Raw genomic sequence first — 14,673 nt, forward strand, 5'->3', positions numbered from 1 at the left:
ATAATAATCTAAGAAAAATGACTGCGAAATTACTAATTAATCAAATTATTGAAGGGTTAAGAACTTTTCTTTTTAGAGAAAATAATAAACCTGAGTCAATTAAAATATTGACAGGAATTAATGATACTAATCTTGATATTATTTCTCAAGAAGTTAAAAGAAGACTAAATTATTTCAATATAAATATTAATATTGAAGATATAGAAAAAATTAATATAAAAGACATGCTAAATTTTGAATTAATTGGTTTAGTTAATAATAAATCTATCTACAATAACCTTAGCAAAATAAAAAAAAATGATGTGTTTAAACTGAATTACAATAATTATTATTTGGACGGATGGGAGTATCATAAGCTTTTATCAAGAATGAATCAAGACATTGTTAAAGAGGGAATAATACATGGGAAACAAAAAATTAAAGAATTAAAACAAAAAAATAAAATTGATCAGGCTTATATATTTGGAACTGGACCCTCTTTGGAAAAAGCTATTGATAAAGAATGGAAAACAGGAATAAAGATTGTGAGCAATACCATAGTTAAAGATCTTGAGTTATGGGAACATATAAATCCTCAGTTTATTGTTGCAAGTGATGCTATATATCATTTTGGTATAAGTAAATTTTCTGAAGCTTTTAGAGAAGATTTGAAAAAATGTTTAAAAAATTCACAAGCTTATTTTGTGTATCCAGCTATTTTTCATATTTTTTGTTTAAGCATGTTTTCTGAGTTTAAAGACCGATTAATACCAATTCCTCATGGTAAAGTAAATACTATTCATCACGATTTATCAAAATTATATGAATTGCCAGATTTAGGAAATGTATTACCTCAGATACTGTTGCCATTGGCATGTACATTTAGTGTAAATATTGGTTTTTGGGGTTTTGATGGTAGGGCTCCTGATGATAAAATGTTTTGGAAAAATTCATCTAAACATTTTTATAATGAGCATGTAGAAGAATTGAAAGTATTACATCCTGCGTTTTTTGAAGAGCTTTTACCAAAAAAATCCCCAGAAACATATGTAAAAAGAGTTCATGGAGATGTTTTAGAAAGATTATTAACAATGGCTGAAAAAGATGGCTATAAATTTAATATGTTACATGCGTCATTTACTGAGACATTAAATAAAAGATTCAATGAAGCAGTTTAATAAAACTCGTTCTTTAAATAATAATAGCATCAATTTTAAATCATTGATGTTTATGGTTTATATTATACTTTTAATACCCACATGTAGGTTTGTTACTGAATTTCAAAATTCATTTTATTTGTTTGAATATACGTTATTGTTTGCATTACCTGCACTCAAAACTCTTTTACTTGATGTGAAATTTAGAAAAGTAGTATTTAAATATTCTACTGCCTTAATGTTTTTTTACATAATATATTTTACTACATTCTATTATAAAGAGGGGAAAATATTTAGTGGCTATTTAAATAGTTTTATTTTTATTTTTCATATTATCATAATAAGTTACTTTTTATATGAAAATGAATTTTTCTTTAAAAATAGCTTGGTGCTAGTCTTTAATATTCTAAGTATTTTTTTTGTTTTTATACCACACTATAAATATACGAATTCATTAACCTTGGGGAATTTTTATAATCTATTGGACGAAGTAGGTATATTTAATGGAACACTAGAAGCCCCTTCAATTGTCGCAATTTGCTTATTATTAAACTTTTTTGTACTAAAGAATACAAATAAGAAGAAATGGTTTTACTCTATTTGTATTTTATTTTCTATTTTCCAATTGTTGTTATTTAGCCGTCGTGGATTAATATTTAGCTCTTTAATAAGTATTATTTATGTGTATATAGTCTCAAGAAATAAGTTTAAGATATCTGTATATTGGCAAGGTGTGTTAATATTCGTGCCCTTTTTATGGAATATATTGTCTCCCGCATTAGTAATAATGCAAGAAATGGGCTTTTTCTCTATATTTACTACACGCAATGATCTAGACGAAATAAAAACAGCAACAGGTAGATTAATTGCTTGGCAAGAGATAATAAGTTTAATTTTATCATTTGATTCAAAATATATATTAGGATATTGGGGGGAGTTGCCTCAGAATTGGTTTTTGAATACTGAAGATGGTAGTAGATATGCACATGCCCACAATACTTTTTTGCAATTATTTGTTGAGGGAGGTTATATGTCTTTAATATTACTATCAATAATAATATTAAAATGTATTTCGAATATAAAAAAAATGGTTTCATTGAAAATTATATCGATGTGTTATTCTCCAATTCTCTTTACATTTTTTTTGACAATTAGTGGTACAGAGTCTCTATTAAGAGGAATATCGTTTTTAAATTTTTTTTTTATAATTATATATCTCTCTCTATGTTTTGAAGTTGAATATTTTGAACGAAGTTTTATAGATAAAACTGAATATAAAAAAAAATATGTAGACTATAAATATGATTTTATTAGAGAGTAATTATTTTTTTATTTTGTTAATAATTGATGTTTTCTTGAATGAAAATAAATAATTTCTGTTTTACTAAATAAGCCTTATTAAGACTATTACTTTATCTAGAGCTGTTTGTTGCTTAAATTTGTTAATTCATATTTCATGAAGTAAAAATATTCGACTAATTAATCTTTCTAATGGCCTGGTTGTTTTAATAGTACAGACCTCCATAGAGTAGGTGAACAATGATAAAATATGCTTTTAAGATAAAGTACAAAAATGTTGTTAAATATTCATGCACTAAAATTGTAACGGACTACATAGTCAGATTTTGAAGGGCATTTATTGTATTTGGCCACTTTGAGTATAGGTAATAGTTTCAAACAGCTTAAAGATTGAAGCATAAAAGAAGCACCAAATTGGTCTTTGTGGAGTATGCTTAATTTGAAAGAACAAAAATAGAATTTTACTAAATAGAAAATGAACAAGAAGATTGTATTTTATACTCAAATTTATTTTCTAGATGCTTCTCTAGAATATATTAAATTTGTTTCAAATTATTATAAAGTAAGTGTTTTTATTGAATTATATCCTGGATCGACTAAGGCTAACATATTTGATCTTGAAGCAGATTTAGAAAACTTTTCACCTATTACAAATTATAATGAAGTTAAATCTGATTGGAAGCTTGAACGTTTTGATGAATATTTAACAAAATGTGAATCTGTAAATTTTGTTATTTTTAAAAAAAAAACTGGTTTCAAAGCTTTTTTTGAATCGTTTTTGATGTCGAAAAAAATTATAAAAAAGTTTGAAGCAATAGCCCCAGATTATATTCATTTTGATGACTCATCAAATCGACAGTTTTTTTTATTGAAATTTATTTTACATAATCGTAAAATTTGTATTTTAAATGTACACGATCCTAAACCTCATAAGGGTGAATTCTATATTTTAAGGACAATTCATAGGTTCCTATTATTTACGGTTACAACTACTTTTGTGACTTTTTCTGAGTATTCAAAAAACCTTTTACATAAAGAAATCCGTAAGTCAAAAAAAATATTTAAACTTAAATTATCACCTTATAGTATATATAAATCTTTTATTTCAAAAGAAAATAATACGAACTACTGCTATGACATTGCTTTTGTAGGTAGGTTATCTCCTTATAAAGGTATAGATATTTTATTAGAAACTATCCAGTTACTTAAGCAAGAAAATAACTCTATTAAGGCTATTATTGCTGGAAAATCAGTTGAAGGATATAATATTAATCAACCACAATATTTATTCGATAATCTAAAGGTTATAGATAGACACCTTAATATTATTGAAATGGTTGAAATTATTGTAACATCAAAAATAGTTATTTGTCCCTACACAGAAGCAACGCAGAGCGGAGTCATTATGACAGCTCACGCACTTGGACGGCCGGTTATAGTTACGAATGTAGGTGGCTTACCTGAGTATATTTTGCAAAGTAAAAATGGAATAGTTCTGGCAAGTAATACTTGCGCAGAATTAGCCAATCAAATAAAATTATTATTGGAAAATAATAATTTTATTAGTATGATTACTTATTTAGAGAATGATAGTAAATCATTCACTACTAGAAATGATTTTAGTCATAATATTTCTACTATTGCAGAATTGTATGTTTAATGTTTACATAATTTAAGCTATGCCTTTCCTTTTCTTGTTAATTGTTCAAATTATTTATTCGTGTAATTCCTTTGCCCAACAAGTTGGCGATAGCTCAGTTGTAATTAGTCACAACAATCCCTTTTATTTTGAAAAAAATAAAAAATTATTTATTCCAATAGGAATCAATTTGTGTTGGCCTGAGACTAATGATAATTCTGAATTTAAAAGTATGGAAGATTATTTTCAGAAGTTATCTGCTAATAAAGGAAACTATGTTCGTATTTGGCTTAGCACACCATTTTGGGAGATTGAAAAAAAAACTCCTGGGAGTTATGATGAATCAAAAATTGATAGACTTAAAAAATTACTTTTATTAGCTCATAAATACAATATTTATATAATGTTTTGCTTACACCATTTTAGGAATATATCTTTAACCCAAAGAAGCTTTTACAATAAAGTAAATTATAGTAGTTTGTTTTCTAACATAAACGAATATTTTTCATTAGATACGGGGAAGGAATTGTATATTAAGCGTGCTTCTTTAATTTTAAATACATTTTCTTATGACTCTAATATTATTGCTTGGGAACTATGGAATGAAATTGACACAGTTGATGGGACTGTTTGGGAAGATTGGACTGCCTATATGCTTCAATATTTTTCTAATAATTTTCCTAAACTTTTATTTACCCAGAGTTTAGGAAGTTATGATGATGCTAGAAAAGAGAACACCTATAAAAACATTTTGTCTTTAAACCATAACAAAATTTCCCAAGTTCATAGATACTTGGATTCAGGTGCAAGATGGCCAGTAGTCCGTAGTTGTTTTATGGACTCCGTGTGTGGGCAGGCAATTTTTAATATACGGTCCTACCATATAAATAAGCCAGTCCTTCTTTCTGAAACTGGTGCTGTGGAGAAAAGTCATACTGGACCTTGGAAATATTATTTAAAAGATACTCTTGGAATTCTATTGCATGATATTTTATTTGCACCATATTTTTCTGGAGCTGCGGGGCCAGGTCATTCTTGGCATTGGGATCAATACATTAACAAATTAAATTTATGGTGGCATTTTAAACGATTCAATAATGTTATCCAAGTTTTTGATCCTATTAAAGAAAATGCGCAGCCTTATTCATTTACAGTTTCTGATTCTTTGGCTTTTTATGGTTTAAAAGGAAAAAACAATGAAATATTCTGGATTAGAGATCATGCATCTAATTGGAAAAGTGAAATTGTAGATAATTTACCTGCAAGAATAATCCACAACAGAATCGTTGATTTGCCCTCGAAGGATATTAAACTAGTTCAAGCGTACGACCCATGGACTGATAAGTGGACTAATATTTCAATACGTGATAATAAAATAATTCTACCTGATTTCAGGCGTTCATTAGTATTAAAGCTATCAAAGTATGAATAAATTATTAAATTCTTAAATTCTTAAATTCTTAGATAAAACATCATGTATTATGCCTTGTTTTATTATGTTAAATCATTAAAATATGCAAAAAAGTTTATAAACTATGAATATTTATTTCGCTACAGTAATTATATTTTATTATTATAATGTCTTATTGATTTTTTGTTATTGTCTAGACTTTAAAAAAGAATTTGTCTATTAAATTATAATATTAATGAAGATTTTTTGTTAAGACCTATAATATGTGGAAAGAGACTTACGTACCTGATTTATTTGAAATTTTAACGTTCATACAAACTAAATGATTAATACTGTACTTATAATTGCTACTAGTAGTAAAACAAGGGGGGGGGGTATCTGCTGTTATTAACGCTTATAAAGGATCAGATATTTGGAGAAATTGGAATATTTTATGGATTGAAACCCATATTGATAAGGGGCCATTAAAAAAAATCAGTTTTTTTCTAAAATCTTTTTGTCTTTACATTTACAAACTCCCTCAAGCCAAATTAGTTCATATTCATTTTAGTGAACCGATGTCTTTGATGCGTAAATTATTATTTTTTATAATAGCTAAGTTATTTCGGAAAAAAATTGTTGTTCATTTTCACTCTTTTAGTGTTGATACAACAATAAATAGTGATTTTTCTAATATTTATAAGTATGTTTTTCAAGGATCTGACTTTATATTCGTTTTATCTAAAAAATGGAAGTTGTGGATAGATGAGCGCTGGCCTGATCTAAAATTGAAAACGACTGTAATATATAACCCTTGTGACAATGTTGAGAATATTTTATTGCATAACAGAGAAAAAATAATCCTTTATGCAGGGACTATAAATTCTAGAAAAGGTTATGCAGACTTATTATCAGCATTTTCTCTTATTAAATCTAAGCATTCTAAATGGAAAATCATTTTTGCGGGTAATGGAGAGATAAAAGAAGGTATACAGTTAGCTAAGCAATTGAATATTCAAGAAAACGTTGAATTTGTAGGATGGGTTAGTGGGGCAAACAAAGATGCTCTTTTTAGGCGAGCATCTATTTTTTGTTTACCCAGTTATGCTGAAGGGTTACCAATGGCAGTATTAGATGCTTTCTCTTATGGACTTCCCATTATTACAACTCCCGTTGGAGGAATACCTGACTTTCTGGAAAATGGAAAAAATGCATTGATATTTTCCCCTGGAGATATTAATTCATTAGCTAATTGTATTAATACTTGTATTATTGATGATTCGTTAAGATTTAATCTTTCAAACAAATCTGTTGAATTGTCAAAAACTACATTTAATAAAAACGCTATTTTTGAAAAAATTAATTGTATATATAGTTCATTGTTATAGGTAAAAAAACGATAGGTTTTTATTTAATGTTTTATAATTTATTATACTCATAATCTTGAACTGATTAAAACGATTAGACAATTATGTTTATTCTTAGAGTTAAATTTGTTGAAAGGTAAGTTTGATTAATATGTAGCTAGTTTTTGAAGATGATATTTTAATAATATTTTAAAGATTAATTTATAAATATTATAATACTTTATACTTACTAACGCTGAGCTGCAGATATACAACTTGGTCTGATTTAGACTTTAATAACTTCTTATTAACAAAGTTTTAATATAATTTGACTTATAGCCCTATTATAGAGCTATAAGTTATTGACTTTTTTATTGTACTCAATGTTCCTTAGTGTATTTTTAATTAATAAAATAGCAGCGATCAATTTGTCTAATTTTAATATTGGACTCCTCTGGTAGAAATTAATTTAGGTGTCTTTAAGTAGATTGGAATTACAATAATATTTGACAAGTCATATTTGTTTTTATCCAAATGATTATTATTATAATTCCATACATATGATTTATTAAATGGTATTAAAATGTATATTAATGTTTATGTAAATTTTTACGTTACCTTTCGGGTCTAACATTTAATTTACTTTGAATCATTTAGGCCTTTATGTAAGACATTTTCGAATTGTATTTTAATTTTTATAGTGTTAATATAATGTTTTGTATTATTTATCGTTGGAGCTTCTTTAATTTAAGAGAATTTTAACTGATATTCGTGTGCCAAAGCCCCTTATTATAATATTATTATTAGTTTCGCATATGCTTTGAAATTGTAATGTAATATGTTTTTTGAAAAATTGATATATTAATAAATGCCATTGATAAAGTACTTAAAGGTATGTTGATAAAAGAACCTTCACTTAATACTTACGTTAGGCCAAAAGCTATGAAAGTGATTAGCCTTAATATTACATTAGGATCTTACAGTCATGTGCAAGATTGGATTTTAGCTGCTGCACACCGAAGAGAATCTCGAACTGTTTGTTTTGCTAATGTTCATATGGTGATTGAGGCTAAGCACAAGCCCAAGGTGGCAGATGCAGTTAACAGTTCAGATTGGATTTTGCCTGATGGTTTACCACTTACATGGGCGATGCGCTTGCTATATTTAATTCGGCAAGACAGAATTACGGGTATGGATATGCTGCCTAGCTTGCTAGAGCGAGCAGCTAAAGAAGATTTAGCTATTTTTTTATACGGCTCTACTTCGGACGTATTGAAACGAAGTGTAGAAAAATGTAAATTCTTGTTTCCTGGAGTAAATATTGTTGGGACTTATTCACCACCATTTAGGGAGTTGACCGTAGAAGAAGAAAATAGTGTTATTTCTACAATTTCTCACTCAGGGGCACAATTAGTATTTGTTGCACTTGGATGTCCAAAACAAGAACTTTGGATAAATAACATGCGCGGACGTATTCCTGCAGTTTTACTAGCTATAGGAGGTGCTTTACCTGTATTAGCTGGAGATGTGACTCGAGCTCCGAGTTGGATGCAAAAAATGGGTTTAGAATGGTTCTTCCGGCTCATGCAAGAACCAAAGCGTTTGTTCAAACGCTATGCTGTGACAAATAGTTTATATGTTTGGTACATGGGCCAACAATTGATTATCCGGTTACTATCACTCGCAAAATTTAGCTAATGGGATAATTTAATGATTTATTTCCTTTGAATTAAAATAAATATTTGTAAATAGTAAATTAAAAAAGAGTTGTGAAAAAAGTGTGTGTAAGTCCACTAGGAAGGCATATATTATTTAATAGCTATAACATGAATATGTTTTTGAATAGGCATTGTAAAGCTAATACGTTCCCCTGTATTTGGTGAAATAAGTGATACAGAGCTAGTATTAGCATAACGATCGAATTCAATTCGACCGGCTGATATAGTGCCACTTCCATTTTGCCTACCATAATACCAGGTATTATTATATTTTGTTCCATCTACAATAGACTCGACCGTAAATTTCTCACCTACACAAGTAGTGAGATAGCCAAGCTGAGACGTGCCAACTTTTTCCAAAAAATAATATGTCTGGGGATTTTCACCGACAAATACAGATAAAGTTCCAGATACAGGGGCAGAAGAAACAACTCCGTTGATCGTATAAGATGCTACTCCCGTAAGTTTATAATCGCCAGCTGTAGGGGCAGCCGGGTCTTTTTGAATAATTAATTCGCTGCTACAACTTGCTAGTAGTAGAGCTAGTAGGGGGGCGATGAAAAAAAAGTAGAGGTTACGTGATGAAGACATAGTACGGTTGTATAGGTAAAGTACAATTACAAATTTAATGTAGTTACACGAGAAATAGAGGCTTAGTTGAGTATTTATAATAAAAATTTAACAATAATTAGTTGGAGGTAACTAACATACTATCAGGAGGATATAGTATATTAACGTATGGGTAATTACTTAAGCTTTGTATGACCTTTAGATTACGGTTTTTAGATAAAGTCACAAACGAAAAATCATAAATGATAAAATGAACTTCTTTTGTGTGCTATCCTGTGTGAAGTGATGATTGTACCTGTTCGGTTGTTTATTGCTGATTTGGTAAAAAGGAGTGGTGAAGGCATTGTATCTTGATAAAAATAGCTTGGCCTAACTTCTTCTGATAGACTGACCCATGTCCTAAAAGAGGATCGATTCGATCATTGTGCCCCCTTCGGTGGATAGATTTCACCAGATCCTCTCTTTGCTATACAAAGGTTTTTATCTATTCATTCGCGTATTGCTAATGCGTATTCTCCGTCCGATTGGTCAACAGCGGGTTTGTCTGCTGTTGTTACTTTGTTTTATTCGTGTAATTGCCTTTTCGCAGTCGACGCCAACTGCTGTAAACAGCGGCAAGCAACCCATCCATTTATTTATGATTGGCAATAGTTTTTCGCAAAATGCGTCAAAATTCTTGCCAGAGTTAAGCAAAGAAGGCGGTCACGAGCTGATCATCGGGCGGGCCGAACTAGGAGGGAGTTCGTTACAGCGCCATTGGGAACATGCGGAAGCTGCCGAGCGCAACCCCGATGATCCAAAAGGGAAACCCTATACTGGGAAATCGCTGAAAATGCTCCTTTCGGAAGGGCAATGGGATGTGGTGACCATCCAGCAGGCTTCGATTCTGTCGGGCAATGTGGATACCTATCGGCCTTATGCCCGAAAATTATACGAGTACGTTAAGAAGCTACAGCCGCGTGCTACGGTAGTCTTCCACCAAACCTGGGCGTATCGCTCCGATTCAAAGGATTTTAGCCAGATCGCTTCAGGAGACTCGGCGAAGAGTGCCGAACAAATGTGGGAGAAGTCAAGAGCAGCTTATCATACCATCGCCGACGAATTGGGCATTGCCATCATTCCGAATGGCGATGCGTTCTGGAAAATGAACACAACGGCCAACTGGGCGTATCATCCCGATCACGCGTTTGATTTTACCCATCCACAATCACCGGCTTTGCCCAATCAAACGCATTCGTTGCACATGGGGTATCGCTGGGACAACGGCAAACTGGCGTTCGATTCACACCATGCCAACAACGCGGGTTGCTATCTGGGTGGCCTGGTTTGGTATAGTTTCCTGTTTAATGAGTCGCCGGTTAAACTGACGTTCTGCCCAGACGGTGTAGACAAGGACTTTGCAAAGCAGTTGCGAAAAACAGCCTGGTCGGTGGTTAAGAAGGAGGAAACGAAATACAGGTTGGTGAGGGGGAAGTAGTTATCTCATTTTTTGTCATTCCGACCTTAGGAGGAATCTTAGACTTGATTAATAAGGGACTTGACCGGGCCGCCGGAGCGGATTCCTCCTGTCGTAGGAATGACAAAAAGCGAACTGATAAAAAATATGATCAAATCCATTCGTATCTCCATTGCGTTCCTGCTTCTCTCAACGGCGTGTCTGGCGCAGCAGGAAATTCCACTCTATTCTGGTCCAGTCCCCAATGCCAAAGACGTTCCCGACGGCGAAATCAGGCGGGCCGATTTTATTGTGTCCAAGGTGTCTCGTCCGACGCTGTCCATCTTTTTGCCGCCCAAGGGGAAAGCCAATGGTACGGCGGTGATCATTTGTCCAGGCGGTGGTTATGGCGTCCTGGTGATCAAACGGGAAGGGTACGATGTGGCCGAGGCCTTTGCCAAACAGGGCGTAACGGCCTTTGTCTTGAAATACCGATTGCCGAGTGACGAAACCATGCTCAACAAATCCATCGGCCCGTTACAGGATGCGCAACAGGCCATAAAGACGGTTCGGCAACGGGCAGCTGAATGGCAGGTAGACCCGCAAAAAATAGGGATTATGGGTTTCTCGGCGGGTGGACATCTGGCAGCAACTGCCGGAACGCATTATGGTAAGTCGTTAATTGAGAATCCAGCAGACATCAGCCTGCGCCCGAACTTTATGGTTTTGGTGTACCCGGTTATCAGTCTGACGGAACGGATTGGGCATGCGGGCACACGTACGAATCTGCTGGGTTCCACGCCCAGTCCGGAGCAGATCCGCCTATATTCGAACGAGGAGCATGTCGACGCAACAACACCCCCCACCTTTCTGACCCATGCGGGCGACGATACGGTAGTGCCGGTTGCCAACAGTCTGGTTTTTTACGAAGCCCTGCAACGCAATGGTATCCTCACCGATATGCACCTATATGCCAAAGGGGAGCACGGCTATTTAAAGACGCCTGCCTTCGACGAATGGTTTGGTCGGTGCCTGCACTGGCTTCGGCAAATTGACTTGATGCCGTAGGGGGGCTTTGGTTTTCTCCCCTCTCCCGTTTTGGGCGGTCCGCCGTTGCGGGAGGGGCCGGGGGTGAGGGTAGTTCGGTCGATTCACCTCACCCCCGACCCCTCTCCTGAAAACCAGGAGAGGGGAGAAAAAGTAGAGAGCCTACGCCTGATTATACACCTTCAACACGGGCTCACGCAAGGCGCGGCCTTCGCCAAATAAGACGAAGGCAATCGTGTCGGCAATCGTTTGTGGATCGACCCAGGTTGTGAAATCGGCGTCGGGCATGGCTTGCCGATTTAGGGCGGTATCGATAATGCTGGGCACAATCACTGTCGAGTAGATGTTTTGTCCATTGCCCGATGCGTTGATCAGATCAGACAATTGAAACACCAGCGATTTTGACAAGGCATACGCCACCGCCGTTTTGCCTGCCTGGGCGTCCAGAGCGGGTCGGGCACCGATCAACACAAACCGACCACCGGTAGACTGCTGACTCATGTGGGTGAAAATTGGCTGAACTGTGGTATAGGCCGTTTTAAAGTTGATCGTCATCATTTTATCAATCAACGTGCCATCGGTTTCGGCCAGCGTGCCAGTGGCATAACCACCGGCCAACAGAATAGCCGCATCAATGGGCCCGTGAGCTGTAATGGCCTGCTCGATCAAGGCAGTAACCGCCGATTCGTTGGTCAAATCAATTTCGTAGGTGAACAGATTATCCGGAAATTCAGTCGGTAGTTGCTGTTTGTCTTTTGCGGAATGAATCGCGGCAAGAACACGATGACCCTGGGTTAACAGCGTTTGGGTGACGGAGAGCCCCAGTCCACCTGCTGCGCCGGTAATAAATAAGGTTGCCATTAGGAAGAGAAGTTTATGAAAAGACCACTTAACGATTTGTGTGTAGGACAAGTTTGGTTTATCGTAAATACTTTTTTTTCGACAGGATTAACAGCCGGACCGACGCTTCGGGTTTACAAGATTATTTACTGGAAGGCTGTTTGAGCTTTCTAAAATCAAATACTAATCAGTGTATTTTTGTCATCCCGACGCAGGAGGGATCTTCGACATTATGGTTTTTTCAAGCAGTTGCCGAAGATCCCTCCTGCGTCGGGATGACAAAAACACTAGTGAAACAAAAGTTTAAACAGCCTCTGGAATAAAAAAACCTGAAAATCCGAAGCGTCGGCTCGGCTGTTAATCCTGTCAAAAAAGAACTTGTCTGGCGCACTTGTCCCCAAAATGACGCGTTCCTGTACTTTATTTTATTGTTGCGCATAGATTGTGTTGCTTTGGCCTACCCTAAGCGAACACCCCCGTGAAAAACCAACTATCGCTTTACTGGAAATGCCAAGTAGTGGGCTGGTCGCTGGCTGCGCTGTATTGGGGCTATACGGGCATGATGGGGGGGAGGTTCAATGTGGCGTTGGGCATCCTTCAATTTGTGACCGATGTGGCGGTTTATAGCCTGATCACGCATGTGTACCGGAATTTCGCCTTGCGGCACCACTGGACCGATCTGGAAATTAACCCACTACTAAAGCGGCTGATTCCGACCGTGCTTGTTCTGGGACTTGCTTATCTGGTGGTTACGGTGCTTAAGATACTATTGTTCCGGTGGTGGTTTGTAACAGGTCCCCCGCAAAATTTTGAGGTGTTTATCCAACTGAATGGCGAAGCTATTTTTATTGCAGGCATTCGGCTGATGTCAATCTGGCTGCTGGCGTATCATTTATATCACTATGCCCAACGGGAAGTCCGGTTCACGAAAGAGAAGGCCCGGCTGGAAATCATGAACAGAGAGGCTCGTCTGAGTAACCTGTCGGCTCAGCTTAACCCGCATTTGCTGTTCAATTCCCTGAATACCATCAAAGCGTTGGTGGTCGATGAGCCAGAATCGGCCAGACGGGCGGTCGATTTATTGTCGGATTTGTTGCGGACAGGCCTTTATGGGGGAAATGAGGTTCTCGTTTCAGTGAACGACGAACTCAATCTGGTTCGCGATTATCTGGAGCTGGAAAAACTGCGCTTCGAAGAACGGCTGACGTACCAGATAGACGTAGACGATGAACTGGCATCGGCACAAGTGCTGCGATTATCCATTCAGACGTTGGTTGAAAATGCCATTAAACACGGCATCAATACCCGAAAGGCAGGTGGCCATATCCGAATCAGGGTTGGTAAAGAAGGCGATTTTAGTAAGATCGTTGTGCAAAATCCCGGTCATCTCGATGCGCGTATACCCGTAACGGGTCTGGGATTGACGAACCTGACGGAGCGCCTGCAACTGACATTTGGTGGCAAGGCAACATTGAAACTTCTAAATGAACCAGAAGGGGTTGTGTCGGCTGTTTTACGATTTCCAATCCGATGAAGAAGATAAGCGTCCTGATTATCGACGATGAACGGCATGCTCGTATGGAGCTTAAGCGCCTGATCGCCAGTTTTCCGGAACTGGAGTGTATTGGCGAAGCCAGAAATGCTGACGAAGCCCAGGAATTGATTGACGCGAAACGGCCCGACGTATTGTTTCTGGACATTCAGATGCCCGAACGTTCTGGATTCGATTTGCTGGAGGCTTTGCCAGAGGTGCCCGACGTGATCTTTACCACGGCTTATGATCAATATGCGCTCAAGGCGTTTGAGGTGAGTGCTTTGGATTACCTGCTGAAACCGATTCGGGCCGAACGCTTTGCGCAGGCCATCGCTAAACTGGTTCTGAAACAACCCTCCGCTGCTCAGAGCAAACAAGTTTTTGTGAAGGATAAAGATCGCTATCAGTTCGTTCGCTGGGAGCGCGTTCACCTGATCGAATCCATGGATAATTATGCCCGCCTATTTTACGAAGAGAAAAGCGTCTGGTTAAAAAGCTCCTTAAACCAGTTGGTCAAAACGCTGGACGAGACGCTATTTTTTCGGATTAACCGGGCGCAGATTATCAACTTAAACTTCATCCAAACGATCGATACCGCCGAGCATGGACGATTGACCGTTACGCTGACCACCGGACAAACGCTAACAGTTTCGGACCGCCAATCGGTTCGACTCCGTAATCTGAGGAAACTATAAGTTAATCAACAAACGACGAAACGA

General features: G+C 36.1%; 12 protein-coding genes. 10 read left to right on the plus strand and 2 right to left on the minus strand.

Annotated features, from left to right (window positions below; all coding sequences use genetic code 11):
- The first annotated feature begins 17 nt into the window (after nucleotides 1–17).
- From H3H32_RS06515 to H3H32_RS06540, 6 genes are all read left to right on the plus strand, one after another.
- Complete coding sequence (locus H3H32_RS06515; RefSeq protein ID WP_182461913.1) at nucleotides 18–1,157, plus strand: motility associated factor glycosyltransferase family protein; 1,140 nt, start codon at nucleotides 18–20, stop codon at nucleotides 1,155–1,157.
- Nucleotides 1,144–2,457 carry an O-antigen ligase family protein gene (locus tag H3H32_RS06520; protein WP_182461915.1) on the plus strand — a complete coding sequence of 438 codons (1,314 nt, stop codon included), beginning with the start codon at nucleotides 1,144–1,146 and terminating at the stop codon, nucleotides 2,455–2,457. The genes H3H32_RS06515 and H3H32_RS06520 overlap by 14 nt, the downstream gene beginning before the upstream one ends.
- A gap of 453 nt (nucleotides 2,458–2,910) precedes the next feature.
- A complete protein-coding gene (locus H3H32_RS06525) occupies nucleotides 2,911–4,095 on the plus strand; it encodes a glycosyltransferase (RefSeq protein WP_182461917.1) in 1,185 nt (394 codons plus the stop codon).
- Between the two features lie 19 nt (nucleotides 4,096–4,114).
- The gene (locus tag H3H32_RS06530; protein ID WP_182461919.1) at nucleotides 4,115–5,506 is read left to right on the plus strand and encodes a cellulase family glycosylhydrolase; all 1,392 of its coding nucleotides are present in this window, start codon (nucleotides 4,115–4,117) and stop codon (nucleotides 5,504–5,506) included.
- A gap of 323 nt (nucleotides 5,507–5,829) precedes the next feature.
- Nucleotides 5,830–6,852 (plus strand): glycosyltransferase family 4 protein, encoded by a 1,023-nt coding sequence (locus tag H3H32_RS06535; RefSeq protein WP_182461921.1) that lies wholly within the window; start codon nucleotides 5,830–5,832, stop codon nucleotides 6,850–6,852.
- A gap of 900 nt (nucleotides 6,853–7,752) precedes the next feature.
- On the plus strand, nucleotides 7,753–8,508 hold the full coding sequence (locus H3H32_RS06540) for a WecB/TagA/CpsF family glycosyltransferase (RefSeq protein ID WP_240543675.1): 756 nt from the start codon (nucleotides 7,753–7,755) through the stop codon (nucleotides 8,506–8,508).
- A gap of 110 nt (nucleotides 8,509–8,618) precedes the next feature.
- Here H3H32_RS06540 and H3H32_RS06545 read toward each other — a convergent pair whose 3' ends face one another.
- Nucleotides 8,619–9,119: a hypothetical protein gene (locus H3H32_RS06545; protein WP_182461925.1), complete on the minus strand. Its 501-nt coding sequence runs from the start codon at nucleotides 9,117–9,119 to the stop codon at nucleotides 8,619–8,621.
- A gap of 484 nt (nucleotides 9,120–9,603) precedes the next feature.
- On the opposite strand from H3H32_RS06545, the gene H3H32_RS06550 reads away from it, so the two are divergent.
- Together H3H32_RS06550 and H3H32_RS06555 are read left to right on the plus strand one after the other, a co-directional pair.
- Entirely contained in the window at nucleotides 9,604–10,575 is a 972-nt protein-coding gene (locus H3H32_RS06550; RefSeq protein ID WP_182461927.1) for a DUF4886 domain-containing protein, read from the plus strand.
- A 126-nt stretch (nucleotides 10,576–10,701) separates the two neighbouring features.
- A complete protein-coding gene (locus tag H3H32_RS06555) occupies nucleotides 10,702–11,601 on the plus strand; it encodes an alpha/beta hydrolase (protein WP_182464253.1) in 900 nt (299 codons plus the stop codon).
- Nucleotides 11,602–11,742: 141 nt separating this feature from the next.
- Here the strand turns inward: H3H32_RS06555 and H3H32_RS06560 are convergent, their stop codons facing one another.
- Entirely contained in the window at nucleotides 11,743–12,441 is a 699-nt protein-coding gene (locus H3H32_RS06560; RefSeq protein ID WP_182461929.1) for an SDR family NAD(P)-dependent oxidoreductase, read from the minus strand.
- A 457-nt stretch (nucleotides 12,442–12,898) separates the two neighbouring features.
- Between H3H32_RS06560 and H3H32_RS06565 the strand changes: the two genes are divergently transcribed.
- Together H3H32_RS06565 and H3H32_RS06570 are read left to right on the plus strand one after the other, a co-directional pair.
- Nucleotides 12,899–13,954, plus strand: a complete 1,056-nt coding sequence (locus H3H32_RS06565) for a sensor histidine kinase (protein WP_182461931.1) — start codon at nucleotides 12,899–12,901, stop codon at nucleotides 13,952–13,954.
- Nucleotides 13,951–14,649 carry a LytR/AlgR family response regulator transcription factor gene (locus tag H3H32_RS06570; protein WP_309547138.1) on the plus strand — a complete coding sequence of 233 codons (699 nt, stop codon included), beginning with the start codon at nucleotides 13,951–13,953 and terminating at the stop codon, nucleotides 14,647–14,649. The genes H3H32_RS06565 and H3H32_RS06570 overlap by 4 nt, the downstream gene beginning before the upstream one ends.
- Nucleotides 14,650–14,673 lie beyond the last annotated feature (24 nt).

Origin of the sequence: Spirosoma foliorum (genome assembly GCF_014117325.1) — a bacterium.
In the GTDB taxonomy this organism is placed as follows: domain Bacteria; phylum Bacteroidota; class Bacteroidia; order Cytophagales; family Spirosomataceae; genus Spirosoma; species Spirosoma foliorum.